The organism is Amycolatopsis sp. NPDC051128 (genome assembly GCF_040682715.1).
Lineage (GTDB): Bacteria > Actinomycetota > Actinomycetes > Mycobacteriales > Pseudonocardiaceae > Amycolatopsis.
The window spans coordinates 93,719-119,904 of record NZ_JBFBBN010000028.1 but is presented as its reverse complement, the minus strand read 5'-3'; the positions used below and the strand labels follow the sequence as shown (position 1 = coordinate 119,904).

Here is a 26,186-nt window from a genome sequence, read left to right as displayed (position 1 = left end):
CGGAGAACCGGGTGTGGCGGATCTGCTCGATGCAGCAGATCTTCTCGCTGCACGCCAAGAAGAAGGGTCGTTCCCGCACGGCTGGGCCGCCGGTGAACGACGACCTCGTGCGCCGGGACTTCACCGCCGTCGCGCCGAATACCAAGTGGTTGACCGATATCACCGAGCACCCCACCGGCGAGGGCAAGCTGTATCTGTGTGCGGTCAAGGACTGCTACTCCAACAAGATCGTCGGATACTCCATCGTCTCGCACATGCGGGCCTCACTTGCCGTCAGCGCGCTGCGGAACGCGATCGCGCTGCGCGACCCGCGTGGTGTCGTCGTCCACTCCGACCGCGGAGCCCAATTCCGATCGGTGGCCTACCGGCGCATGTTGCGCGCTCATGGGCTGGCCGGGTCGATGGGTCGGGTCGGCGCGTGTGGTGACAACGCCGCGATGGAATCGTTCTTTTCTTTGCTGCAAAAGAACGTTCTCGACACGCTTCGCTGGCGCACTCGCGAGGAACCCAGGTTGGCGATCGTGTCCTGGATCGAGACGAAGTACCACCGCAAACGCCGCCAACGAGGACTGGGCAAGCTCACCCCGGTCGAGTTTGAGACCATCTACACGACCGCATCAGCGGCCTGAGAAACAGTCAGCCCCGGTGTCAACCGAAGTCTGGGCAGACCCGATTCGCCGCGGCGTGTGGCCAGCTGGCTGCTGAAGGCTGATTTTGTTCGTGTCGATGATGGAGTGTTTGTCGTGATGTATGCCCCCAGCCTGTTGGATCCGGCTGCGGAGGAGCTGAAGCTCGCCGATGTGGTCGGCCGTGGTGCGACCGAGTGGCGCGTGAGGCGCGGACCCTGCTGGGCGAGCGGTTCAGCTCGGTGACGTTCATGTACGTGCTGATGCGCGCGTTCGAAGTGGAGTACACCGCGTCGCGGGACGCGTCGCGGTGGCACGAATCCACGGCGGGCCGCGCGCGCTGTCGGACGCTGATCTGGAGAAGTTGCTCGCTCCGTGGCTTGACCGCTAAGCGGTCGGCGCCAGCGGTCGCATTCGGGCTACGTGGATTTACTACATGATCGAAGCTGCCGGCAAGGTTCTAACGATGGGGCCTCACCTCCGAACCTGCTGTTCGCGGATTTGGGCCCCTTGGGAAGCCGCCTGACGTTTCTGAAAACTTCCGATGACCTGGTCTATTTGCGGTCAAAAAGGTCGGTACTGTCGATGAGTCCGTTCTCAACCAGTAGCTGCTCAGCTCGACGTACTCATCGCGCGGATGTGACAAATCTGGGACAAATATCGTCCAGGGATGTCGCGCAAAACTCGACTTCGATCAGGTGTTCGTTACGTAGGCCCGCCGATCCGGTGTAACCCGGGCGTGAGGGTAGACTACGCACGGTGAATTTGCTGCTCTGGTGTGATGAGCGAGCATGCCGCCGACACGATCGGCGATGGGGTGCCGACGTCGCCGACGCGTCAGATGACGGTGTACCGGATGTTACCTGCCAAAAGGTCACCGAGCTACTCGCGCGGAAGATTGTCGAGGAAGACGGCGAGTTCACCCGCACCGAGGTCATGGTCGGGGATACCCCTGGCATCCTCGTTTACGGAGAGACCGAGGTCGCACCGGTGGAATGGGCGGACGCGGTCACGACCTTGACCCGGGTCGAGATCGAGTTCACCTCGACCGCAGTCTCGGCGGCGTTGCTGGTGACCGTGGACGGGGTGAATTACGCGATCGCGTTTGGTCATGGGAGGTATTACCTGCGCGAAGGGAAGATCGACACCCAGTTCGGGTTGGATATCGCGGTGCGCCTGCTGGACCCGGACCAGATCCGCAAGATCACCCGGTGGGCGCTGAGTGCGAAAGCGCGGGTTGATCAGAACAATGTTCCTGGAGGACAGGGGCTGTGGGCGTTCGGGCTGCGCGAACACGCCGAGTTGGTGCGCAACCTTGCCGGCCAAGTGCGGGCCGAGGTGATGCCGCAAATCTCGAACGTGCGCCGACGCGGGCACTACCGGGGTTTCCGCTTGAGCATCGTGTGTTCGGCGTCGGTGCAAGTGCGACTTGGGATCGAGGGTGACTCGCTGATCGCCGATCTGCGCGAGCTGAACCGGGTTATTCGCGACGTCGATCCGCACCCGCAGTTAGAGGCTCTCCAATGGGTGCGGCGCATGCCCGCGGACGACCCGATGGTGGAGCTGTTGGACTCGGCCACCGCTGATCTTCTGGTCAAGCCCGACCCCGCTTTTGGGGAGGTAGGGATCGCTTATCCCGCCCGTTACTACGACGGTCCCGATGTGCACCGCTATCGCGGGTGGATCGGCAACGTCACGATCGACACCGACGACTTGACCATCGACGACATCCAAGCCGGGGTCGGCGCGCACAACCCTGACGAATACTGGCAAGTCTTGTCCACCGGGCGTATCGAGGGCCTTGATGAGCAGCGGCAAAGCCTCGGTGACGACGTGTCCGCGCTCAACTGGCTCGCTGCTGAAATCATCGAACCGGACTGCCGGTACATTCTGCTTGACGGCGGCTGGTACAAGCTGGGCGAGCAGTATCTAGACTATGTGGATCACGTGGTGAATGACGCGTTCGCCCGCAGACCATCCTGGAGCCTGCCCGCCTGGCGAGACGCCCCGCCCGACGCGAAAGGTCGCATCGTCGAGGGCAACTACAACACCTACGTCGCCGCGAAGGATACCCGATTTTTGTGCCTGGATAAAAAACTAATCACCAGCCGCGCGCACCGTCGCGGCATCGAAGAGCGTGACCTTCTCGGCCCGAACAACGAACTCGTGCACGTGAAGAAGTTCAGTAGCGACACCGGATCATCGGTCTTAAGTCACCTGTTCGCGCAAGGCTTGGTAGCGGTCGACACCTTCTTGTCCCATCTCGACACGTGGGAGCAGTTCCGGGACAAGGTGAGGGAGCAGGATTCCGCACGCGCTGATGCGCTCGGGTTGCGCCCGGCCGGCCTGGTGTATGCGATCCACCGGTCCGACCGTGTCCTTGACCCGAACACGCTGTTCACCTTTGCTCGCTCGGCGCTGGTGTCGGCGTCGCTGGCGCTGTCCACCTATGGTGTGCCATTGCAGATTCTGGTGATCCCGTAGTCGTAGCTGGGATCGGAGCCGGATCTAGGCCTCGGAACTTCTTCTCGGCGCCGGTGACCCCGGGCTGCTGCCGGGCGGGTCCCGAGGACCGGCCGCCAGGCTGCGCGCCTTAGGTGCCCGTCCCGTCAGCGCGGCCCCGCAGGGGCCGCGCCTTGAACAAGTTCTTCGGCAGGAAGTTGCGCGGCACGGTGACGATCCAGGTGCTATGCAAGCCGTCCACGGTGTAGCGACTCTTCGTCCTATCGGCGAGAACTGCGTTGATCGCGGCCTCGGCCTGCGGGCCAAGAGAGGTGTCCTTCCAGGACGCCGGTGCGCGCCCGTCTGTTCCTGCCTGATTGGTGCGTTGCGGACGGAAAAGAAGATGGATTTGGCGAGTCGTGCATGAACCGCCTCACCGACGAAGAGAGTTGGGCGCGCATCGTCGAGGGTTGGTGTTCGCGTCAGCGGGCATGAGGTTGACGCGGGTATGTCCGCTCGGGCCGCTCGAGGGGCGGCGGCTCTCGCGAGTCGCCCTGATGAGATGGGGCCGGTAGTATGTGAATGGAAGTGGCGACAGCAACTCTTGAGGTGGCGCGAGTGGCGATTTTAGTTCAGGTGGTTTCGGCAGTGAGTTTTTTGCTCGCGGCCTCTTGGCTCGTTTTGACGGTTACCAACGTCACGTCAGGGGGCACTGGCAACGCCAAGGTGTTCGCGTCACGTCTTGCGACGGGCAATCAGCGCGGCTGGTGGTAGCCGCCGCGATCTTCGTTAGGCCCTCTGCGCAGGAGCGTGCAGAGAGTACAGAGATAGGAAAGGGAGGTGGCAGCATACCCACGTGCTGTAGTGCCTGACGTTACCGCGGCGGGTTTGTAAACCTATCGGTATGTCGCGCTAAGCATGATTTCGAACTTGCTGTTCTTGGTTGCACGTAATGTGTCCGCTGCTAAGGGCATTGCCTCGGCTGTTGGTGAGCTGATCAGTGCTGTTGCAAGCTGGATCGCATACTTGCCCGAAACTTGGGCAGTTAAGCGAGATGCTCGCCTCGGCAGCCAGGGAATCGTGGAGAACTCGGAGCGTTTGACGCAGTTCTGGGCCGCAGATGCTGATCTCGAAAAGCGACTCCCCAGTCTGGCGGTCGAGAAGCGCTTGATGTTGGCAGGCGAATTGGTCGGCTTCAACTTGACCCGCCGTGCTCGGAAGCTGCTGGAGTCGTCCCGCGGCCAGGGTGGGGATCCGAAGATGCTGGAAACTGCGACAACTTCGGGAGGATGATGGTCGGGCAGTGCAGTGGCGCGCTCGAGCGATCCTTCGAGCCGTCGATACCCTCGTCTTCATAGCGGCGTTCCACCGGTAGAACACGGTTGGGGAAGACTCAGCCGGCCATTGAGTACGTCTACCGGTATGCGTCCGCATACGACGCCGTCTGGTGGATCCCTTGACCGACGAGGTCGCGATTTGGCGGTCCTCGCGTACTTGCTCGACGTGAGCCTCCGAGATTGAGGCAACCCTGAAGAGATCGTCCAAGCGGCTATCGCCGAGTTGGTGACTTCGCGGTGGCTGCTGGTCGTCAACGATGTGGGACGCGTCGCCGAAACCGGTGGAGCGGGAGTTCGTGCGCTTGGTGAACGCCGGTGGTCGGTCGCGGCGCGACTGAGGTGGCTCGTGAAGCGCGGACGTTGCTGGGTGAGCGGTTCAGTTCGGTGGCGTTCATGTACGTGTTGATGCGCGGCTTCGAGGTGGAGTACACCGCGGCGCGGGACGCTTCGCGGTGGCATGAGTTCCATGGCGGGCCGCGAGCGCTGTCGGACGCGGAGCTGGAGAAGCTGCTCGCTCCGTGGCTTGAGCGCTGACCACAGACCCCGGCTCGCTGGAGGCTGCCGAAGCCTGTAATTGGTTCGCTGCCGAACGTTGAGCGAGGCTCCTGCGTTGCCGATGTCTCTGCGATACGGTGGGCATCGTCAATGCCAGGCATCGACGAGCGGAGTAAGTTGTCGTGCGCCCTGTCTCACCTGAGTTTGTCGTCCCCTATAGTGCCTTTGCGTTCCCGGTAAATACTGTTTCATCGCCTGGTGAGTTGAGATTTACGACAGACGATCTCGCGCACGCATTGTTCACGACCGGCCGAGCGCCGGGTGACCGCGCGGCTCATGGCGCTGCGTCGGTGTACGAGTGGTTGCATCGAACTTCGCTAATCCCGGCCTACATTCGACGGACCTATCGCGAGAGACTGGTTCGCTCAGATTTGGCGCTGGAACTGGATCGCTCGGAAAAGGTAGCTGTTTCGTACGCGCTGGGTCAAGCCATGACTGCGATCTTCTGTCGAACTCGGCTTTCTGTGAGTCATCTTCTTCATGTCGATCGGTATGCGAGCCAGTATGGTCTCCGCTTTGGCGGGACGCGACAACGTTCGGACCTGTTCGGTTCTGCTCCGAATGGCTGGGTTGTCGCGGAAGCAAAGGGGCGTTCGGGTCCGGCGTCTTACGAGCTGCGACAGAAGCTTGAGCAGCAGAAACGGTCGGTTTCACTTATTGAGGGCAAGCGTCCTTGGGTGGCGGTTGGTTGTGTCGCGTCATTTCCTCGACGTGACGGATCGATGAGGATGGACGCCTACGATCCGGAGAAGGACGGCGACGAGCCAGTTGAATTTCCCGTGACTCGGGATCGTTTCGTTTTGGCTTATTATCTTCCGTTCCTGAGAGCTGTCGAACTTGGTGAGCAGGAATCCGGTGATGTGTTCAGTTCGGCGAGGTTCGAGAATGTCGGCCTTCGGGTTCGGTTGCCACGCCTGCTTGCTGACCGACTAAGGGCAGCAGAGCAAGGAGACGTGGAGGGGCTGGACGAGGACGTGCGCGCCTTGCTGGATGACGTCACTAGCCGCGAAGTGGGTGTGTTCTCGGACGGCACAGTCGTTGAGGCGGATTGGCAGGACGCCCTGCAGCTCGCGGATTGGGGTTCATCCGAGGGCTGAACCCGCTCAGGTGGGTGCTCGTGGCGCATGTACGAGGGGAGGCAGTCCGGTAAGCCGAGTGTCTTGCTGCATGTGCGTGACCCGACGGCGCCAGCCGCTTCGAGGAAGACAACACTGCGTAATCTTCGAGAGATTTCTTCTTACTCTACTCCGCGCACGTGGTTTCCTGGCCGCTGTCGCGGCCGGGCTTCCTTCACTGGGGGGAACGACGCAGGCGGCGAGCTTTGGCGTCTTTCCCAAGCCCAGTGTTGGAGCGGGCGATGGCTTCACCGGCAGCGCTGCGTGGCGGACACAGCTCGTGATCCATACCGCACGTCTTAGAAAGCTGTCACTCACAGTCGCGATGTGCCTACCATGGTGCCGTGACGGAGGATGAGGAACTTCCTGAGTACAGCCAGAGCGACCTGTGGGCTGCGCATCTGCCGGGGCAGGACCTCGTGCCGGCGTACTTGGTTTCCCGGTTCGCGGCGCAGTACCGCGTCATCGTGGAGGTGCTGCTGGAGGCACAGGACAGCAGCTTGACCGGCGTGTCCTTCGACGACGTGGCCACCAGGACACGCGCCTATTTGGGAGAGCGGCTGTCGGCTGAAGTTGTCGACGAGTTGATCGGTGGGGACGGGCTCGCCCTGGACGCGCGGCTGGAGCGGCTGGTCAAGTGGGGCGTGCTGACGCGGTGGCAGGATCCTGCCCGGACTGGTGAGGATTTCCTGCGGCGTCGTGATCGGTACCAGCTCACTCCGCCGGCCGCGCGGTTGCACGCGTTCTGGACTCAGGAGCAGGAAGCCGACGAGGACGCCGCTGCCGATCTGACGCTGGCCCCGCGGGCGATCCGGGACCGTCTCGAGACCTTCGCGTCAGCTGTGCGTGATCGTCGCTACCCTGCGGCGGCTGCGGAGTATCAGCAGGTCATCGTCTTGCATCAGGGAATGGCCGCGGCCGCGAGGACTTGGCAACGCAGCCTCGCGCACGCGTTGTCCGGTGGTCCCGATCCGGACAAGCAGATGGTGCTGTGGCGCACCCTGAAGTCCTATATCGGGCTCTGGGGTGAGCAGGTTGACGTCCATACCCCGAAGATCGCTGCAGTCCTCGATGAACTCGAAAACGTGCTCACGGAGCCGGTGTGGCGTGGATGCGTGCGGGCGGCGCTGGCCGACGACGTCACCGAGGAGGTCGTTGAGACCCAGGCCGCTCGTTGGGCCCGGACGTGGGGTGCGCTGGCGTCCTGGTTTTCCGGTTCCGATGGGCAGGCTCGTCGTCTGCGTCGGCAGTTGAGGGACTTGGTGGCGCCTTGGGCGCGCAACATGCACATCCTGATGGATACCGGTGGCGTGGTAACCAGGCGTGCCGAGCTCCTGCGGCTCGCGCGGGCGATTGAGCGGGCGCTGGATGACGAGACGGCCTGGCGGATGTGGGATACGGCTGTCGGCGTTTTCCCCGCCCGTCATCTGCTGCTTCCAGCCGACTCGGCCGATGACCACTTGAGCTCGTGGGCCGAGTCCCCACCCGCGCCGGTGACCGCGCGTTATCGCGAACAAGGCGTCAAAGCGGCTGTCGGGCGACGCGCCCAGGCCGTGGACTACTCAGCAGGACGCTCCGCGGCTCGCCGGGCCAGGGCGGCCGCGTTGGCCGCACGTGCGGAAGCCGAGGCGTCATTGCGTGCTCGCTCGGGCACCTGCTTGTCCGAGTGGACGTCGCTGTCCAGCCAGGAACTCGATCTTGTGTTGGAGTTGTTCGCCGTAGCCAGACAGCGGGGGAGCGGTGACAGTCGAACGGCAGTCACTGGTGACGGTCGCTGGCGGGTCACCCTGACACCTGAAGCCGGTCGGCCGGGCACGGCGTCGTTGCGCAGCCCGGATGGCGTGCTGACCACACTGAACTGGCGATTCGACCTGGAACCGGCGCGATGAGCCGGGACGCGGTCGAGCGGCAGCGCGCGTTCACCGGGCTACTGGCCCACCCGGTGCTGGACAGACGACGTCACCCCGAGCTTTTCGCGCTGGTACGCAACGTTCGTCATCGGCCGGTGCTGATCGAGTGGTTCTCTGCGAGGCTGGGCTACCGGCTGGTGGTCACGGAGTCCGCCGCTCGGCTGTTTCGGTTGCCGCTCGCCGGTGAGGTGCTTGCGCCCCGGAGGTTCGCCGCGCCGTCTCGGCGAGTGCTGGTGCTGGCGGTGCTCGCCGCAGCTGCCGCCGAGGACGCTGAAGACATCACCACCACGCAGGACCTGTCCGATCGGGTTCGCGCGCTTGCCGCTCATGACGAGGTCGGTCTGGCTCCCTACGATCCGGACCGGTTCGCCGAGCGGCAGTTGTTCGACAAGGCGGTCGGCCTGCTCATCGAGACGGGTGCCTTGCGCGGTACCGGGCGGGACGCCGGTGAACAGCGGGAAGGCTGGACACATCGCCGCGACGCGGTCGGCGGGGCTTACGAGATCGAGCGTGAACTGCTGGTCAGGATGGTCGACCCGGCCGCGCTGGCCGCGGCGCTGGGTGACAGCGACGAGGCCACCGCGGGCGAGGACTCTGCTGCGAGGTTCGGCCTGATGCGCCGGCTCATCGAACTTCCGGTCTGTCTGCTGACAGACCTCGACGACGCCTGCCGGGCATATCTGTCGAGCCAGCGGCACCGGGTCCTCGCTTGGTGTGCGGAGATGACCGGCTGGGTGGTCGAGCAACGGGCGGAGGGCCTGGCATTGATCGCCGCTGAGGAGAGTGACACCGACCTTCCCTTCCCGCGGCTGCGCGCCGTGGACTTCGCCACCTTGATGGTCTTGGACGAGCTGCGGAAATACCGGCAGGAGGGCGGAGTAGTGAGCGAAGGCGATCTGGGTCGGGCGGTGACCGAGGTCCGCGCGCGTCACCCGCGGGCCATGACGAAGGAACTCGACACGGGGTTGGCCCTGCGAGACCGAGCCGTCGAACTTCTGCGGGCACTGGATCTCTTGCGTGCCGGAGCGGCCGAAGGGACCTGGTGGCTTTCCCCTGCGGCGGAGAGGTTTCGTGATCCCCGCGTGGTCTCCGTGACTGCCCGCCTCGATGAAACGGAAACCGAATGACGACAGAGGGTCTCGGGCACGAAGACCTGGGGCAGGCGTGGCTTGAAGCCGCCACCACCGGTGGCCTGCCGGAGCCGAGCCGGTCCCGCTGGCAGCCGATGCGGGTGGGGATCGTCAACCTGTGGGAGTACGACAACGCCGAGTTCTGGTTCGCCGATGGGCGCTTGGTGCTTCGCGGAGGAAACGGTGCGGGGAAGACCAAGGTCCTGGAGCTGACCACTCTGATGCTTATGCGTGGTGAGATTGTGGCGTCGGTGCTCGACCCGTTCGGTTCGCAGCATCGCTCCATGCGGTTCAACCTGCTCCCCACCGGCGAGGGCGACGACCCGCGCGAACCCGCGGACGCCGGCCTCGGCTACGCCTGGGTCGAGTTCGGGCGCCGGGAAGAGTCCGGGCAGGCAAGGTTCTTCGTCTGCGGTATGGGCGCCAGCGCTCGTCGAGGTTCCGGCACAGTGAGCCCGTCAACCTGGCATTTCGTCACTGCCCAGCGGCCCGGCAAGGACTTCACGCTGCTAGCTGGCGGCCGGGCGATCGAGCAGAAGGACCTGAAGAAGATCGACGGGGTGTCGGTGCCGCCGAGTGCCGCCGCCTACCGCGCCCGGCTAGCGGATGAGCTGTTCGGACTCTCGATCGAGTCCTATGACAACGTCACGGAGCTGCTCAAACAGCTGCGTAAGCCCAAGCTGGGCGAACGGCTCAACCCCACCAGCCTGGCGGAGACTTTGCGAGAGGCGCTGCCTCCGTTGGCCGGGCACGAGATCACGCAGCTTGCCGAGGGGTGGGAGCACCTCGAACAGCTGCGCCGTGCCGTCGAGCAGACCGAGCAGGCGGCGACCGAGGTCGCGAAGTTCGTCCGCTCCGGATGGAAGCCGTGGGCCCGCATCGTCCTGCGTCGGCGCGCGGACGAGCTCACCGGCGCGACGACGATCTTGGACAATACGACCCGGGCCAAGAACGAGGCGCAGAAGACGCTCCGCACCAAGCAGGACCAGGTGGCGACGGCGGAAGTCGACCACCGGAAGTCCACTCAGGAGCGGGAAAAGGGCAATGTCGAGCTGCGCGAACTGCTGGAGTCCCAGTCCTATCGGGACGCCAGCGCGGCTGCTTCTCGAGTGGAATCGTTGCGTACGACAACACGTGATCTTCAGGCGCAGTGTGCGGCCGCTCGAAAACGTCTCCTTCATGAGGAACACGAAGTCAAGCGGACGAAAGCCTCCGTCGAGAAGGCTCGAAGTGAGGTCGAGCGGGTCGGTTCGCAAGCGCTGGCGGCCGGTGAGGAGCTCACGAAGGCCGCTGGTTCGGCCGGGTTGGACGAATCGGTGCGGCGGCATCTGCCGGATCGGGACGTGGAAGCGTTGACTGCCGACTACGGGATCCGCCAGGAGAGGTTCGCGCACCTTCGTGACCTCCGAACGGCGTTCGACAAGGCGGCGAATGAGGCCGAGCGGTCCGCCCAGGCCGTCGAGCAAGCCGATCGCGCATTCGCGACGGCGACGGAGGCCGAAGTGAAGGCGAGGGACAAGGTCGCCGCGCAGGTCGAGCTCCTGCAGCGGCGGATTCGGGACTGGGCCGAGGCTGCCACGGTTGCACACTGCGAGCCCGCCGCCGTGGAGTCGTGGTGTGACTCGGTCACGGAGCTGACGGTCCTCGACGAGGAAGTCGGTGTCGCCCGGCCGGGTTCGTCGATCGTCGACGACCTGCGCGAGCATGTCGACAGGGTTCGTGGCAGCCTCGTCAAGCAGCGGGAAGAGCTCCGGCTTCGCCAAGCTCCCTTCGCCGAGCGGCGGGCGATTGCCGAGGCACGGCTGATCGATGTACAGGGGCGTGCTGAAACCGTGCCGGACGCTCCGTCGCTGTGGCGCAGAAGGGACCGGCCAGAGCTCTCCGCCGGTCTCGGAGCTCCGCTCTGGCGCCTGGTCAACCCGGTGTCCGGCGTCGAAGACGAACAGCAGGCATTGGTCGAAGCGGCGTTAGGCGCGGCGGGCGTGCTCGATGCCTGGCTCACGCCGGACGGGAATCTTTCTACAGTAGAAGGAAAACTGATCGCCGACGTCCAGCCTGTCGCAGTCGTGGCCGAGCAGAGCCGGACCCTGCTGGAAGTGCTGGAACCGGATCCGGCGGGCGGGGTGGATGCCGCCGTCGTGCGCCGAGTGCTGCAAGGTATCCGGTGGTTCGACACCCGGCCAGACGAAGCGTCCGGGGACTGGTTGGCCGCAGACGGCAGCTGGCGGGTCGGTGGGCTCACCGGCCGAGCTGAGGCGGAGCACTCGGCATCCTATCTGGGGACAGCGGCGCGCGAAGCGGCCAGGCAACGGGAGATCACCCGGCTCACTGACGAGCTTTCCAAGCTGGACGCGCAGCTGGCAGGGCTGGCCGACGCACTGGAACGGGTGACCGAGGCGCTGCAGACTTTGGACACCGAGCGACGAGCGATCCCGGTGGACACTGAACGTGAACTGAACTCCGTCGTGACCATGCTGGCTGAGCGTGCTCGACACCGGGTTGCCTGCGCCCGGGAATCGAAGCAGCTGCAGGACAAACACAGCGAAGCCCTCACTCGTCGCGATGACGCGTGGGCGGGGTTCGCCGACTACGCCGGCACACACCTGTTCGGTCTGAACGATATCGACAGTCAGGCAAAGGCCTTGGGCGAGTTCGCGAGACTGCTGGGCTCCCTGAGAGGTCTGTTCGATTTGCTGGACGCGCGGGAAGATGCGCTGGACGTCGCCGAAGACGGGCTCACCAGGCAGGAAGCCGACCGCGAGACCGCCGCGGACGAGGTCGCCGGATTGACCGGGAAGCTGGAGGAGGCTGAAGTGCGCCTACGTACCGCGGAGTCGGCATTGGGCGGTGACAGCCAGACGGTGCTTCGGCGCAAAGACGTACTCGACGATGAGATCAAAGCGCTCGGTGCGAAGATCGAGCAGCTGTCCAAGTTGTTATCTGATGCGAAAGTCGCGGTGGGCCGAGCCGAAGAGGTCCTCAAGGGGCACGAAGAGCGACGCCATGACGCCGAGGAGAGCCGGGATGCCGCGATGGCGGCGCTGTGGGTGGCGGTGGACGCCCGGCTGACCGAGCCGCTGGACATTGTGCCGCCGGAGCGGCGCACCGTGCAGTCCGCCAGGGAACTGGCGACGACCGCGCGGCGGGTGCTCACCGTCCAGGCGGAGGCCACCGACGAGGATCGAGCGTGGCGACGCTGCTTCCAGCAGATGCAGGATCTGCGCAGCAAGCTGCTGCCCAACCGGGATGCCCGAGTCGCCGATGACGAGGATACCGGCGGTATCCAGCGGGTTGCCGTGCTGGCCGAGCCCGCCGCCGGATGGCAGGCACCTGATCTGGCCGCGGACGCCTTGGCTCAGCGTGTCCAGGCCCAACGGGACGGTTACGACGCGGAACAGCAGCGCGTACTCACCACGTTGCTCGGGTCGACCTTCATCGAGCATCTCAAGGAGCGGCTCGACTACACCGCGCACACGTTTGCCCGCATCAACGACCAGCTGGAGCGACACCCGACCCGCCACGGAAACGTGGTCAGGGTGCTCTGGGAGGCGGACCCGGCGGATCCGGACGCGAGTGCGGTCGTCGCCGCGCTCGGCAGGGGGTACGCGGAACTGTCGACCGCGCGGCAGGACATGATCAGAGGCTTCCTGGCCCGCAAGATCGACGAAGCGCGCAGCGAGGCGACCGCGGGCGGCGCCCCTGACTGGAAGGAGGAGCTCGCCCAAGCGCTCGACTACCGCGGCTGGTTACGGCTGTCCCTGCAACGCCGGACCGGCGCCGGGACTCCATGGTCGACGTTCGACGCGGCCAAACATGGCGCCAAGTCCGGCGGAGAGAAGGTCGTGCTGCTTTCCCAGCCGCTTTTCGCGGCGGCGGTGGTCGCCTACGACGCAGCCGGTCCGCTCGCGCCGCGCTGGGTGTGGCTGGACGAGGCGATGACCGGGGTGGACGCGGCGATCAAGGCTTCGTTCATGGGGCTGACCGTGGATTTCGAGCTGGACGTGATGCTCACCGCGCACGACGAATGGTGCAAGTACTCGACCGTGCCCGCGGTCGCAGTCTACGACCTGTACCGGCACGAACACCTCCCCGGAGTCGACGCGATGCCGTATCTCTGGTGCGGCGGCGAGCTCACTGCAGTCGATGTCGATCGACTCGGTGTCGCTTCGGATGAAGGAAAAGTGCCATCGGAGGGGCTCTTCGGCGACTTCGGCGGTGAGGATGCCTGAACTGCCGTCGGGTTTGGTGGCGTGGGCTCGCCGGGCAGGTCCGGCGATTGTCCTGGAGGCGGTCCGGCACCGTGCCAGGCGCGGTTTCGGGACTGAACGGGGAGCGCTTCGTCTGGCGTTGACCCCGGTACAGCGCACCGAGGTGGCGCGGTTGCTGGGGACCCGGTGGGACGTGGGCGGCGGGCCGGTGCGACTGCAGGATCTTGGCGCGACGCTCGCGGAGCACGGGTTGACCGTGCGCGAGTTCGTTGAAGCCCTAGACGGCAAGCCGCTGGTGGACCAGCGCAAGTTACGGGAGGACAGGAAAGCCGCTGCCGGCGCGGACGTTGCCAGAGCCGTCGAGCTGATGACGGCGTCCGGTGTGGATCCCGTCGTGGTGCAGACGTGGTTGGCCGATCCTGGTCTTCCGCGCGCTGAAGGCGGTGGCCTGCTCATCCTGGTTCAGCAGGCCGTCCGAGTCATGCGACGACTGCCGCTCGAGCCTCGGCAGAGACTTGCCCAACTGGCAGCCTCCGAGTTCTCGAACGCGCACGCGCTGGACTACCGGGAAGAGCTCGGCCGCGCCGTGTCCAGGTTGATCGCTCTGATCCACGGCCTGCCTCGGCCGATGCGCGCCGGGCGGGACTGGCGGCGTGCCTGGGCAACCGTGGGGGTGCTGTGCGATGAAGTTTCGTCGCGCGTGCTGACGCTCAACCTTCCACTCTCAGGTGACGCGGCTGCCGTGCGCTGGACGACCGTGGCCGAGGGGGAGCCCCTATGGCTGTCGTTACGGTCGATCAACGGAACCTGGACGGCTCCCGCCGGTACGGCGGTCTTTGTCTGTGAGAATCCGACCGTGCTCGAAGCGGCCGCGGACGAATTCGGGTCGAGATGCCCGCCCCTGGTGTGTACGGACGGCATTCCGGCGATCGCCGCGCTCGACCTGGTCTCCGGCCTGGCTGCCGCAGGGTGCGAGTTCGTCGTCCGTGCCGACATCGATGAGGCGGGGTTCGTTGTCGTGGATCAAGTCCGTGCCGCCGCGCCCGGCGCAAGGACGTGGCGTTTCGACTGCACGACTTACGCGCAGTACCTGGGGCTTGACGAGACCGGCGACTTGTCAGGCGGCACGGAGGCGGCTTTGCTACGACTGCGCGATCTCCATGCTCAGCACCACGTTGCGCTGCACGAGGAGGCTCTTCTCGATCACCTTCTGGCTGACCTGGGGGCCGTCGGGTGACGCTTCGGCAAGACCTCCTCGGCGATCCAGATGACATCCCCGACTGGGCGGCCCGCCTGCCGGTAGCCCAGAAGGGCCGGCTCCTGACCAGGGTCCTACAGGGGCGGGCCCGGGCGAGCGCGGCTCGAATTACGGAGCCGATTCCACCGCGAGACCGCCCATACCACCCGTTCCACCCTGCCGGTCCGTGGCTGAACTGCTCGACGCCGCTGCACGCCGACGAGGCTGATGGTCAGCGTCTGTTGGCTGCTCTGCGGGCCACAGAGTAGGTACGAGGGGTTCAGCTGCGCGTCGGCTGACAAGGGCCCTCGCGCGTGATCGATTCACTACTTTGGATGATCGTGGACTGGATCCGGTAGTCATCGCTGCACCGTTTCTGCAGATGAGCCGGTAGTTTGTAAGACAGTAGGCATGGGTGAGGCGCTCGCCAACTACAAGCGGGTGGTGGCCGCGGTGCGGCGGATCACGGATCCGGCTCCTGGTGGTTTGGGGATCGGTCAGCGTTCGGTGACGGTGTCCACGGTGGGATTGGCGCCGGCGATCCGGAAGCTGGCGGGCGAGAAGATGCAGGTGCGTCTGGCGGTGTCGTTGCACACGCCGGATGACGAGCTGCGGGACACGTTGGTGCCGGTGAACGCCCGTTGAACCCGACGCCGGGCAGCAAGTGGGACGCGTCGCCGAAGCCGGTGGAGCGGGAGTTCGTGCGGCTGGTGAACGCCGGCGGTGTTGCCTGTACCGTTCGGGATACTCGGGGCCAGGAGATCGCGGCGGCTTGTGGTCAGCTCGCGGCCGAAGGCTGAGTTGTTCGTTTCGATGATGGAGTGTTTGTCGTGATGTATGCCCCCAGCCTGCTCGACCCGGCTGCGGAATCGTTGAAGCTCTCGGACTTCACCGGTGCGACGGACCTCGCCCGCGAGGCGCGGACGTTGCTGGGTGAGCGGTTCAGTTCGGTGACGTTCATGTACGTGCTGATGCGCGCGTACGAGGTGGAGTACACGGCGGCGTGCGACGCGGCGCGGTGGCACGAGTTCCACGGTGGGCCGCGGGCGTTGTCGGACGCCGACCTCGAAGCGTTGCTGGCTCCGTGGCTTGACCGCTGACCTGGTTCAGCTGATCCGCGTGCTGATGCGCGCGTAGAAGGTCGAGTACACCGCGGCGTGCGACACCGCGCGGTGGCACGAATTCCACGATGAACCGGCTCCGTGGCTTGATCGCGGATCATTGCGATCTGCTATCCATGGAGGTCCTCGGTCGAGGAAGCGCTTTACCGACGAGGCTTGCGCAATTATCCTGTAGCTACGGGGCGGACAGCGGCCGATTTCTTCGGTGCGTCCCCACGTTTTCGGAATTCGTATCGAAACGAGGGGTAAAGATGAAATCCTCACCCGCTACGCCGCTCACGGCGACGAACCTCGCGCAATCCGATGATCGTCCCGGCGCTGATCGCGACGGCAGGTCTTCCGTCGCGCGGGGTCCCGCGCTCACCGCGACGCCACTGGCCGAGCGTGACGAACGCGGCGGCACCGGCCGCGGCGTGACCATGTACAACGAAGCCGGAAAGGCCGACGCCGGTTCGACCGCCGCGAAACCGCACTGACCGGCGGAACAGGCGTTTCCGATGCCCCGCGGGCCTGTTCCCCGTACCTGCCTGGTGTCGATGCCGTGGCACTCGCTGCACCGCCCCTCCCTCGCACTCGGCGTACTGCGCGCGGCGTGCGCACGGGAGGGGCTTCCGGTCCCGGTTTCCTACCATGGCAGTCTCGTCTTCGCCGACATGATGCTGCGGGCCGGTCTGACCGTGGGCGACTACGCGCAATTGGCTGACACCGGGTTCCACCATTCGCTCGGTGAATGGATCTTCGCGGGTGCGCTCAACGGACCCGATTTCGGCTATGCGGGTATGCGGGATCTGGCCCGCCGCGCCGGCCTGCCCTTCCGCATCGCCGCGGCGGTTCGTGAGCTCGCGGACGAATTCGCCGATCAGGCCGCCGACGCGATTCTCGCCCACGAACCGGCACTGGTCGGCTTCAGCGCGACCTTCAGCCAGACCATCGCCAGCCTCGCGGTGGCCCGGCGGATCAAGGACCGGCGGCCCGGCGTGCGGATCCTGGTCGGCGGTTACTCGACCGACGGCCCGATGGGCGTGGCGCTGCACCGGGAGTACCCGTTCGTCGACTACGTCCTGCGCGGCGAGGCCGACGTGACCTTTCCGAAACTGCTGCTGGCCCTCGCCGAATGCCACGCGACCGGAACCCGCGACGGCCTCGACGACGTGCCCCAGCTGTGCTGGCGTGACGACGACGGCGCCACCCGGGTCAGTCCGGGCCCGTCCCGGCTGGTCTCGCCGACGTCGATCACGACACCGGACTACGACGACTGGTTCGCCGCCGTTCCCGCTGCTGTCGCGGCTCGCGTCGAACCGGAGCTGGTCGTGGAGTCCTCCCGCGGCTGCTGGTGGGGCGCGAAACACCACTGCGTCTTCTGCGGCCTCAACGGCACCGCGATGACCCACCGGGCCAAGCCCGCCGAGTCCTTTGTGGACGAGGTGCTCGAGCTGGTGCGCCGGCACCGGATCCTCGACGTCACCACGATCGACAACATCCTGCCGAACGAGTACTACCGGTCGGCGCTGCCGGAGCTGGCCGGCGCCGGCCACGACCTGCGCATCCACTACGAGATCAAGGCCAACGCGCGGATCGAGGACGTGGCCGCGCTGCGGGCGGCCGGGGTGTGGGACGTCCAGCCCGGCATCGAGAGCCTGGTCGACGACGTACTGCACCGGATGCGCAAGGGCGTCCGCGGGGCACACAACGTGCGGATGCTGCGCGACGGCGCCTCGGCCGGGCTCAACATCACCTGGAACTGGTTGTACGGGTTTCCGGGCGAACGCGTGGCGGACTACGCCGCGGTCGTGGCCCAGCTGCCCGCCCTGGTGCACCTGCAACCGCCCAGTGGCGCGGCACGTATCGCCCTGCAACGGTTTTCGCCGAACTTCGACGACCCGCGGCAGGGCTTCACCGAGCGTCGCCCGGCGGCGGGGTCGCGCCTCGTCCACGACATCGACGACCCGGAGCGGCTCGCCGAGCTCGTCTACTCCTTCGACACCCCGGACCAGGGACTCACGGCCGAGGAGGTCACACCGCTGGTCGACGCGCTGGCCGCGTGGACCGCGGGCTACGCGGGGAGCGCGCTGATCGCCCGCACCATCGGCGACGTCGTGGTGATCCGAGACCGGCGCCACGGCTGGGCGCCGGCCGACCACGTGCTCGAGCACCCGCGTGAAATCGCGGCCTGGCGAGCACTGGAAACCGGCCGCGCCCCACTCCGGGTACTCGCCGATCAGAACCACGAATGGGACCCGGACGACTTCGACCGCTGGCTTCGCCGGCTCGGGGAGGCCGGCCTGGTCTTCACCGACGGCACCCTGTGGATCACCCTGGCCACCTCGCCCACCGTGGCGCGGAAGACCCACCTGCCGTTTTCGGTTCGCACGCCGTCCGCATGAGAAGAAGGAGCCACATGCGTACCCTGGCCGCTCCGCACCCAGCGTGGCCCGAAACGGTCGAGCTCGACCTCGGCCGGACCGACGCCGATCCCAGCGCCGTCCTGCGTGTCGTGGCCGAACTGGCCGGGCGTGCGCAGCGGCTGCGGCTGCCGGAGCCGTTCGCCTTCGGCGAATTCGCGCACCGCGACGCGACGATGGTGCGCTTGCTCGCCGCCGCCGCGGCGGCGTTCGTCCCGGTGGACTGGATCTTGCGGGAGTCGTTGCCGGACACCATTCCCGAACGCGCGGTGTGCCATCTGCCGCCACCACGGAACGAACTCGGCCGCCGCTGGCGTGAAGCCCACGACGTGGGCATCTGCACCTACCGGTACGGCCCCGGGTTCGTCCTCATCCACGACACCCGCCCGGGCGGGCCGCTCAATCGCGTCCACGTCGAAGCCGGCTGGGTCGACACGTTCCGGACCCTGGCCGGCACGGACCGGCCGCCGGCCGGCGGGGCCGCGGCGGATCTCGTCGACCAGCTGGCGGCCTACCAGCTCGCCCTGCGGTTGGACGACCGGTACGCCGTCGTACTGCCCTACCACGCGGATCGGCGTCCGCCACCCGGCCGGGTGGCCCCGGCGGGGAAGCCGCGCCCATGACCGACGCCTCGCCGGAGGTGTCGACGTCGGCGGCCGGACTGCGCGGGCATCGCGCGTTCCGGTTCCTGTGGACCGCCGACGCCGCCTCCCAGCTGGGTACCGCCGCCGCGACCGCGCTGGTGCCCCTGCTCGCCGCGACCACCCTCGGCGCCACTCCACTGCAGATGGGACTGCTCACCGCGGCGGAGACCGTGGCGTTCCTGGTCATCGGCCTGCCCGCCGGCGCCTGGATCGACCGGACCCGCCGCCGTCGCGCGGTGCTCGTCGGCGCCGACCTCGTCCGGGCCCTGCTGTTCTTCGGGCTTCCGGTCGCGGGCTGGACCGGTGTGCTGGACTTCGGGCAGCTGCTCGTCACGGCTGTTCTCGTCGGCGTCGCGACCGTGTTCTTCGACGCCGCCTACCAGGCGTACCTGCCGGTGGTGATCGGGCTGGAGAATCTGGAAACCGGCTACGCGCGCCTGCAGATCACCCTGTCGGTCGCCGCGGCCGCCGGGCCCGGCATCGGTGGCGTGCTCACTCGCTTGATCGGTGCCGCCTCCGGGCTGGTGCTCACCGGGGCGGGCTACCTGGCTTCGGCCGCGCTCGTGTCGCGCGTCCGGGCCGACGAGCCGCCGATACCGCCGCGGCGGAAGATGCTGCTGCGCACCGAGATCGCCGAGGGTCTCCACTACATCGTCCGCCACAGCCAGCTCCGCTCGCTGGCTGTCGCGAGTTCCATCGCCGCGTTCTTCACCGCGGGCATCGTGTCCATGGAAGTCCTGTTCTTCACGCACGACCTGCACCTGGACGCGGCGGGTGCGGGCGTGCTGCTGGCGCTGTCGGGCGTGGGCAGCGTCATCGGAGCCGCGACGACCGGCCGCTGGACCCGCCGCATCGGGGCGGCTCGCGCCAACTGGCTGGTGCCGGTGCTGACGTGGCCACCCCACCTGCTGCTCCCGCTCGCCCAGCCGGGCCCGATCGGCCTGGCCCTGGCAGCGACGGGAATCGTCATCCACGCCGCCGGCGGCACGACCTACAACGTGATCGTGATGACCCGCCGCCAGCACCTGACACCGGACGCACTGCGCGGCCGCGTCCACACGAGCATGCGCGTGCTCATCTGGGGAACCATGCCACTCGGCGCGCTGGCCGCGGGGGTCTTCGCCGAGTCAGTGGGTACGCGCGCGACCCTGACCGTCGCCGTCGCCGGAATCCTCGTCGCGATCGTGCCCGCGGCCTGGTCCGCCCGCGAACACCCGGCCTCTTGACGTCCCGCGGGAGGGGGCAGGACAGGCAAGGCCATTGCCGCGCGATCGGCTAACTATGCTGCGGCGGTGCAGATCTCGATGACGGTCCCCTACGACGAGGAACGGCTGCGGCGCACACTCCGGTTCATCCTCCGTCCGCAGCTGAAAACCGTCCGCGTTCTCGGCGGAGTGGTGACCGTCCTCGGCATCGCCCTGGTGGCGCTGGACCCTGCGAACCCGATGTCCTACGCCATGGTGCTCCTCGGGTTGCTGTTCGTGACAGCGATCGCGCCGATCACGCTGGCCCGCTTGATGCGGATGCAGTCCGGCGTCATCAAGGACGGATGCCACATAACGCTGGACGACGAGTGGGTCACGGTCGCCTACCCGCTCGCCGAAACGCGGTTTCGGTGGGCCGGTCTCGACCGTGTCATCGAGACCCCCGAGGTCTGGTACATCATGTTCGGCAAGATCCAGGCGACCACCATCCCGAAGACGCCGATGACCGGGGAGCAGCAGGTCGAGTTCGCCGCGTTCGTCACCAGATTGCCCGCCTCGATCGGCCGGTCCCCGTCCCGGAACCGTCGTTGACCAAGGCCCGGAAAGCCGCGCGCCGCTGAACTACTGCGCGATGCGGGCTTCGATGCCGTCGAGCAGGCAGTCGAGGCCGATCCGGAAGGTCTCGTCGGCGTTCAGGTGGGCGGCGTCGCGCACCACCGTCTCCAGCGCCGGGTACCGGCCGGTGGCGAAGGCCCGTTCCAGATACGGCCCCAGTAAGGCCTGCCAACGCTTCTTGTCCAGTCCGGTGGCCCGCTCGGCCCGCCGCTCGGCGATCTCCCGGCGCACCGCGCCGATCACGTACGCGTTGACCGCACCGGCCACCGGCATGACGGCGTCGACGTCGACGCCGCCGAGTGCGGCCGCCACGATCTCGCCGCCGGCCAGCGCGTTCGGCCCGAGCTGGGGGCGGCCACCCAGGAGATCGGCGAGCCATTCGTGCTCGTGAGCGGCGTGCCGGGTGGCTTCGGCGAGTGACCGCAGCACCTCCCGCCAGCCGTCTCCGGACGGCCGGATCTCGGCGTGGACGGCGTCGACCATCAGGTCGAGCAGCTCCTGCTTGCCGTCGATGTAGCCGTACAGCCGCATCGGGCCGACCTCCAGCGCGGTGGCGACCTTGCGCAGCGACACCGCGTCCAGACCGTCCGCGTCGGCCAGCCGGATCGCCGCCCGGACGATCCGCTCCCGGCTCAGCGGGGCCGGCGTGGGCCGTTCCGGGGGCTCTGGCCTCTCCCACACCAACATGCCGTTGACAATACAACGCATCACTGCGATACAGTGTATTGATCAGTACGGTGTATCGAAGGAGGGGGCGACCATGACCATCGCCATCGTCGGAGCCGGTCTCGGGGGCCTGGCGCTCGCCCGTGTGCTGCACGTGAACGGCATCGACGCCGTCGTGTACGAACGCGAACCGTCGCGCGATGCGCGCGATCAGGGCAGCATGCTCGACATCCATTCCGGGCAGCGCGCGCTGCGCGAGGCCGGCCTGATCGAAGGGTTCCACGCGATCGCCCGCGGGGAAGGCCAGGACATGCGGCTTCTGGAGTCGGACGGCACCCTCCTGCTCCAGGAGGACACGCCCGACGACGCCCCGCTCCTGCGGCCCGAGGTCGACCGCGCCGACCTGCGCGACCTGCTGCTGGACTCTCTTCCCGAACACGCGGTGCGCTGGGGGCACGCGTTCGAATCCGCCGGCAACGGCGTGCTGCGCTTCGCCGACGGCAGCAGCGCGACCTACGACCTGCTGGTCGGCGCCGACGGCGCGAACTCCCGGGTCCGTGCCCTGCTCACGGACGCCCGGCCGGCGCACATCGGCCAGAACGTCGTCGAGGTCGGCATTCCCGACATCGACCGCACCCACCCGGACCTCGCGGCGATGGTGGGGCGCGGCAACTACTGGGTGCTCGGCGACGGAAAATCGCTGGCGGCGCAGCGCAACGGCGACGGCCGCGTGCGCATCGGCATCAGCTTCTACAACACCGGCGAGGACTGGTTCGCCACCAGCGGGATCCCGTTCGACGACCCGGCCGCCGCCCGGGCGCGGCTGATCGACCTGCTCGACGGCTGGGACCCACGGTTCACCGCGCTGATCGCGGCCTGCGACGACACGGTCGTGCCGCGGTCGATCACCACCCTCCCGATCGGCCTGACCTGGCCGTCGGCGCCGGACGTCACGCTGGTCGGCGATGCCGCGCACCTGATGCCGCCGACGGGGGAGGGGGCCAACATGGCGCTGCTCGACGGCGCTCTGCTCGCTCTCGCGCTGGCCGCGCACCCGGACGACTACCCGGCCGCCGTCGAAGAATACGAACGCGAGATGTTCGAACGCACCAGCGCCGCCGCCCGGATGTGCGCGGACATGAAGGAACTGCTGATGTCGCCGGACGCCGCCCAGCGAATGCTCGAGTTCTTCCAGCCGGGCTGATCGGTGGCCTTCAGCCGCTTCCTGGCAGCGGTTCGGCCGGCGCCCACAGGCCGTCCGCGTCGCCCGCTTCCAGGCGGCCGCGGTACACCCCGATCTTGCGGTCGATCAGCTCCAGGTTCTCCCGCAGCTCCGCCAGCCGCGCCAGTACCTCGAGGCGATGCTCCTCCAGCAACGCCAGCCGCTCCGGCTCGTTGCCCTGGCCGGCCGACACCAGCTCCGCGTAGCGGCGGATCATCTTGATCGGCATGCCGGTCGACCGCAGCTTCGTGCAGATCTTGATCCAGTCCAGGTCCAGCTGCCGGTAGCGGCGACGGCCACCCGAGGTGCGGTCGACCCGCGTGACCACCAGGCCCGCCCGTTCGTAGTAGCGCAGCGTGTGCGCGCTGACCCCGGTGCGGCGGGCCGCGTCCGCGATGGTCAGGCCCTCCGCCGGGATCGGGTTGACTTCGAGCACGCTCTAAATCCTAGCGTCGTTCGCATGAATGTTCCGACCTCGCGCCGCCCGGCGCTCGTGCTCGCGATCTGCTGCGCCAGCATCCTCGTCGTGGTGATGGACATTTCCATCGTCACCGTCGCCCTGCCGTCGATCCGCCGTGACCTGGGCGCCTCCGTCTCCGGTCTACAGTGGACGGTCGACGCCTACACGCTGGTGCTCGCCGGGTTCCTCGTGCTCGCCGGGTCGACCGCTGACCGGATCGGCCGCAAGCGCGTCTTCCAGTGCGGCCTCGTCGTCTTCGGCGCCGGGTCGCTGCTGTGCGGCCTGGCTCCCGGCATCGGCTGGCTCATCGCGGCCCGCGCGGTGCAGGCCGTCGGCGGCACCATGCTCAACCCGGTCGCGATGGCCATCGTCGTCAACACCTTTCCCGTGCCGGCCAAGCGCGCCCGCGCGATCGGCGTTTTCGGCTCGATATCCGGGCTCGCGCTGGTGATCGGGCCGATCCTCGGTGGCGCGCTCGTCGACGGCCTCGGCTGGCGGGCCGTTTTCTGGGTCAACGTCCCGATCGTCGCCGTCGCGTTCGTCGCCACCTCGCTGTTCGTGCCCGAGTCCCGCGCGGCCCGGGCGCGCCGGTTCGACCCGGTCGGGCAACTCCTCGTGCTGGTGGTGCTCGGCAGCGTCGTCTACGCCCTGATCGAGTCGCGCGCGCTGGGCTGGACGTCGCCGGCGATCCTCGGCCTGTGCACGCTCGCCGCGCTCGGCGTGGCGGGCCTGCTCGTCCACGAACCGCGCCGGGCCGACCCGCTGCTCGAGCTGCGCCTGTTTCGCGGCATCGCGTTCAGCTCGGCGATCCTCATGGCGGTGCTCGCCCTGTGCGGGTTCGGGATCTTCCTGTTCGCCGCCACCCAGTACCTCCAGGACGTCCGCGGGATGACACCGCCGGCGGCCGGGTTGTGCCTGTTCCCCGTCGGGCTGCTGGTCCTCGTGCTGTCCCCGCACACCGGACGGCTGGTCGGCACGCGGGGCCCGCGGCTGCCACTGGTCGTCGCCGGGGTCGCGCTCGCGGCGGGCGGCGTCGCGGCGGCGTGGCTCGGCCCGGCGACGCCGCTGCCCGTGGTGCTCGCGACCTTCGCGCTGTTCGGCGTCTTCCTCGGCACGGTCAATCCGCCGATCACCAACGCCGCCGTCTCCGGGATGCCGGGTTCGATGGCGGGGGTGGCCGCCTCGCTGGTGTCCACCGGCCGGCAGACCGGCACCACGTTGGGTGTCGCGATCGCCGGCACCGCCCACGAGGTGTGGTGGCTGGTCGCCGGGCTCGGTGCCGGGTTGCTCGCCCTCGCCCTGGCCGGCACCGGACGCCGGGCCACGGCACTGTCCGAGGAGCTCAGCCTCCCGCGACCGACGGGATGATCTGCACTTCGGCGGCGTCGCGGAGCACCGTCGCGGTGCCGTCGCGGCGGCGGCACTCCTCGCCGTCGACGTAGAAGTTGACGTACCGGCGCAGCCCCGCCTGCTCGTCGCGCAGCCGCCGTTCCAGCGCCGGGTAGCGCTCGGCGAGCACGTCGAGCACCGCGCCGAGCGTGGCAGGCTCGCCGACTTCGACGTCCAGCCGGGACTCGCCGCCGGCCTTGTCCCGCAGCGTCCCGGGCAGCAGCACGGTGATCCGCACGGTCACACCGTCGCGGCGCGGACGCACAGCACGTCGGGCAGGTGCGCCGCGACGAGCTGCCAGCTGTCGCCCTCGTCCCGGCTGGCGTAGACGTCGCCGGCCCGCGAGCCGAAGTACACCCCGGCCGGTTCGGCGTCGTCGGCGCACATCGCGTCGCGCATCACCCCGGCCCAGTACCCGTCCGGCAGGCCGGGGCCAACGGCCTCCCACGACTTCCCGGCGTCCTCGCTGCGGTACACCCGGCACCGGCCCTCCGGCGGGAACCGCATGGCGTCGGCCACCAGCGGGAAGGTGTAGATCACCTCGGGCCGGTGCGGGTGGACGACCACGGGGAAGCCGAAGTCGCTGGGCAGCCCGTCGGCGATGGACTGCCAGCTGGCCCCGCCGTCGTCGCTGCGGTAGACGCCGTGGTGGACCTGCGCGAAGAACCGGTCCGGCGCGTCCGCGTGCGTCGCGACCTTGTGCACGCACTGGCCGTATTCGGGGAACGGGTCGGGCACGTGGACCGCCTTGATGCCCGTGTTGCTCGCCTGCCACGACTCGCCGCCGTCGTCGGTCCGGTAGACGCCGCCGGTCGACATCGCCACGGTGATCCGGTTCGGTTCCGTGGGGTGCGGGAGCACGGTGTGAATCGCCTTGCCGCCGCCCCCGGGCGTCCAGTGCTCCCGGTGGGGGTGGTCCCACAGGCCGCGGACCAGCTCGTAGGTGCGGCCGCCGTCGGTGGAGCGGAACAGGGCCGACGGCTCGGTGCCGGCGTAGACGACGTCCGGCTCGCTCGCCGGGCCGGGCGCGAGCTGCCACGCTCTGGCGAGGGATTCGCCGGTGTCCGGCGGGAACGCGATCGGGGCGTGGTCCGGTTCGTCCCAGGTCTCGCCGAGGTCGTCACTGGTGGCCACGCTCGGCCCGAAGTGCTCGCTGGTCACCCCGGCCAGCAGCCGGGGGGCGGCGCGGCGCGTGTCGATCCCGACCGCGTACACCTCGGTCATCGGATGAACAGGCCCGGTCACCTCCCAGCTCGTCCGGTCGTCCGTGCTGGTCGCCAGCCACAGACCCTTGCGCGTGCCGATCGCGAGCAGGACAGACATCCGACACCTTCCCTCAAGTGACCCGTGTCACAAACGGACAGTACTCTGCCACGGAAAATCCGCCCGGGAAAAATGTCGAGCGTCGCGTGCGGCTGATCGACGCGGTGATGAAGGCCGGTCACCGCGCCCGGGAGTGAACCGGGCCCCGGCCGAGAACACCAGGGAGCAGACATGCGTTTCCTCATGATGCACCGCCTCGACGAGCGTGAGCCGGAGGCGTGGAACCCCAGCCCCGACTTCGTCAAGACGATGGGCGCGTTCATCCAGGAGTCGGTGGACAAGGGCATCCTGATCACGGCGGAGGGCGTCCACCCCTCGGAGAGGGGCGCGCTGGTCCGCAAGCCCCGCGGCGCGGCGATCCGCGTCACCGACGGGCCGTTCGCCGAGGCCAAGGAGGTCATCGGCGGGTTCGCGCTGATCAACGCCGCGGACCGGGCGGAGGCCGTCGAGTTCGCCAAGAGCTACGTCGAGCTGTTCGACAGCGAGATCGAGGTCGAGGTGCGCGAGGTCGTCGAGTTCGACGACCTGCCGCCGCAGGAGTGACCGCGGCCGGTGGCGACGCCGGTTGTGCTCGGGCGC

General features: G+C 67.7%; 22 protein-coding genes and 2 pseudogenes. 20 read left to right on the top strand and 4 right to left on the bottom strand.

The window, feature by feature from the left end; translation table 11 throughout:
* From AB0M82_RS26630 to AB0M82_RS26550, 17 genes and pseudogenes are all read left to right on the top strand, one after another.
* A partial coding sequence (locus AB0M82_RS26630) for an IS3 family transposase (protein WP_364727081.1) occupies positions 1-629 on the top strand: 629 nt, incomplete at its 5' end.
* 117 nt (positions 630-746) lie between these two features.
* A pseudogene (locus tag AB0M82_RS26625) lies at positions 747-1,017 on the top strand (hypothetical protein).
* 368 nt (positions 1,018-1,385) lie between these two features.
* On the top strand, positions 1,386-3,110 hold the full coding sequence (locus AB0M82_RS26620; RefSeq protein WP_364727078.1) for a DUF6119 family protein: 1,725 nt from the start codon (positions 1,386-1,388) through the stop codon (positions 3,108-3,110).
* Positions 3,111-3,998: 888 nt separating this feature from the next.
* Positions 3,999-4,361: a hypothetical protein gene (locus AB0M82_RS26615; RefSeq protein WP_364727075.1), complete on the top strand. Its 363-nt coding sequence runs from the start codon at positions 3,999-4,001 to the stop codon at positions 4,359-4,361.
* Between the two features lie 359 nt (positions 4,362-4,720).
* Entirely contained in the window at positions 4,721-4,939 is a 219-nt protein-coding gene (locus tag AB0M82_RS26610; protein WP_364727072.1) for a hypothetical protein, read from the top strand.
* Positions 4,940-5,688: 749 nt separating this feature from the next.
* The gene (locus AB0M82_RS26605) at positions 5,689-6,057 is read left to right on the top strand and encodes a hypothetical protein (RefSeq protein WP_364727069.1); all 369 of its coding nucleotides are present in this window, start codon (positions 5,689-5,691) and stop codon (positions 6,055-6,057) included.
* Between the two features lie 362 nt (positions 6,058-6,419).
* Complete coding sequence (locus AB0M82_RS26600) at positions 6,420-7,964, top strand: DUF2397 domain-containing protein (RefSeq protein WP_364727067.1); 1,545 nt, start codon at positions 6,420-6,422, stop codon at positions 7,962-7,964.
* Complete coding sequence (locus tag AB0M82_RS26595) at positions 7,961-9,112, top strand: TIGR02678 family protein (RefSeq protein ID WP_364727065.1); 1,152 nt, start codon at positions 7,961-7,963, stop codon at positions 9,110-9,112. The genes AB0M82_RS26600 and AB0M82_RS26595 overlap by 4 nt, the downstream gene beginning before the upstream one ends.
* Complete coding sequence (locus tag AB0M82_RS26590; protein ID WP_364727064.1) at positions 9,109-13,344, top strand: TIGR02680 family protein; 4,236 nt, start codon at positions 9,109-9,111, stop codon at positions 13,342-13,344. Before AB0M82_RS26595 ends, AB0M82_RS26590 begins: the two co-directional genes overlap by 4 nt.
* Positions 13,337-14,560 (top strand): DUF2399 domain-containing protein, encoded by a 1,224-nt coding sequence (locus AB0M82_RS26585; RefSeq protein ID WP_364727062.1) that lies wholly within the window; start codon positions 13,337-13,339, stop codon positions 14,558-14,560. The genes AB0M82_RS26590 and AB0M82_RS26585 overlap by 8 nt, the downstream gene beginning before the upstream one ends.
* 405 nt (positions 14,561-14,965) lie before the next feature.
* Positions 14,966-15,360 (top strand): annotated as a pseudogene (locus AB0M82_RS26580) (23S rRNA (adenine(2503)-C(2))-methyltransferase RlmN); the annotation flags it as partial.
* A gap of 33 nt (positions 15,361-15,393) precedes the next feature.
* Positions 15,394-15,660: a hypothetical protein gene (locus tag AB0M82_RS26575; protein WP_364727060.1), complete on the top strand. Its 267-nt coding sequence runs from the start codon at positions 15,394-15,396 to the stop codon at positions 15,658-15,660.
* A gap of 272 nt (positions 15,661-15,932) precedes the next feature.
* Positions 15,933-16,157, top strand: a complete 225-nt coding sequence (locus AB0M82_RS26570; RefSeq protein ID WP_364727059.1) for a hypothetical protein — start codon at positions 15,933-15,935, stop codon at positions 16,155-16,157.
* Positions 16,158-16,217: 60 nt separating this feature from the next.
* The gene (locus AB0M82_RS26565; RefSeq protein ID WP_364727057.1) at positions 16,218-18,065 is read left to right on the top strand and encodes a RiPP maturation radical SAM C-methyltransferase; all 1,848 of its coding nucleotides are present in this window, start codon (positions 16,218-16,220) and stop codon (positions 18,063-18,065) included.
* Positions 18,066-18,079: 14 nt separating this feature from the next.
* On the top strand, positions 18,080-18,706 hold the full coding sequence (locus AB0M82_RS26560) for a DUF5825 family protein (RefSeq protein WP_364727056.1): 627 nt from the start codon (positions 18,080-18,082) through the stop codon (positions 18,704-18,706).
* Entirely contained in the window at positions 18,703-19,953 is a 1,251-nt protein-coding gene (locus AB0M82_RS26555) for an MFS transporter (RefSeq protein ID WP_364727054.1), read from the top strand. Before AB0M82_RS26560 ends, AB0M82_RS26555 begins: the two co-directional genes overlap by 4 nt.
* Positions 19,954-20,019: 66 nt before the next feature.
* Positions 20,020-20,523, top strand: a complete 504-nt coding sequence (locus AB0M82_RS26550) for a YcxB family protein (RefSeq protein WP_364727052.1) — start codon at positions 20,020-20,022, stop codon at positions 20,521-20,523.
* A 30-nt stretch (positions 20,524-20,553) separates the two neighbouring features.
* Here the strand turns inward: AB0M82_RS26550 and AB0M82_RS26545 are convergent, their stop codons facing one another.
* Positions 20,554-21,234, bottom strand: a complete 681-nt coding sequence (locus AB0M82_RS26545; protein WP_364727051.1) for a TetR/AcrR family transcriptional regulator C-terminal domain-containing protein — start codon at positions 21,232-21,234, stop codon at positions 20,554-20,556.
* Between the two features lie 73 nt (positions 21,235-21,307).
* Between AB0M82_RS26545 and AB0M82_RS26540 the strand changes: the two genes are divergently transcribed.
* Positions 21,308-22,417, top strand: coding sequence for an FAD-dependent monooxygenase (locus AB0M82_RS26540; RefSeq protein ID WP_364727049.1), 1,110 nt, complete (start codon positions 21,308-21,310; stop codon positions 22,415-22,417).
* A gap of 10 nt (positions 22,418-22,427) precedes the next feature.
* Here AB0M82_RS26540 and AB0M82_RS26535 read toward each other — a convergent pair whose 3' ends face one another.
* Complete coding sequence (locus AB0M82_RS26535) at positions 22,428-22,871, bottom strand: MerR family transcriptional regulator (protein ID WP_364727048.1); 444 nt, start codon at positions 22,869-22,871, stop codon at positions 22,428-22,430.
* Positions 22,872-22,895: 24 nt separating this feature from the next.
* On the opposite strand from AB0M82_RS26535, the gene AB0M82_RS26530 reads away from it, so the two are divergent.
* Complete coding sequence (locus AB0M82_RS26530; RefSeq protein ID WP_364727046.1) at positions 22,896-24,263, top strand: MFS transporter; 1,368 nt, start codon at positions 22,896-22,898, stop codon at positions 24,261-24,263.
* On the opposite strand, the gene AB0M82_RS26525 is transcribed toward AB0M82_RS26530, so the two are convergent.
* Together AB0M82_RS26525 and AB0M82_RS26520 are read right to left on the bottom strand one after the other, a co-directional pair.
* On the bottom strand, positions 24,238-24,522 hold the full coding sequence (locus AB0M82_RS26525) for a ubiquitin-like small modifier protein 1 (RefSeq protein WP_364727044.1): 285 nt from the start codon (positions 24,520-24,522) through the stop codon (positions 24,238-24,240). The two genes, AB0M82_RS26530 and AB0M82_RS26525, sit on opposite strands and share 26 nt — an antisense overlap.
* A 2-nt stretch (positions 24,523-24,524) precedes the next feature.
* Complete coding sequence (locus tag AB0M82_RS26520) at positions 24,525-25,607, bottom strand: exo-alpha-sialidase (protein WP_364727042.1); 1,083 nt, start codon at positions 25,605-25,607, stop codon at positions 24,525-24,527.
* 171 nt (positions 25,608-25,778) lie between these two features.
* Between AB0M82_RS26520 and AB0M82_RS26515 the strand changes: the two genes are divergently transcribed.
* On the top strand, positions 25,779-26,150 hold the full coding sequence (locus tag AB0M82_RS26515) for a YciI family protein (protein WP_364727041.1): 372 nt from the start codon (positions 25,779-25,781) through the stop codon (positions 26,148-26,150).
* The last annotated feature ends 36 nt before the right edge of the window (positions 26,151-26,186 follow it).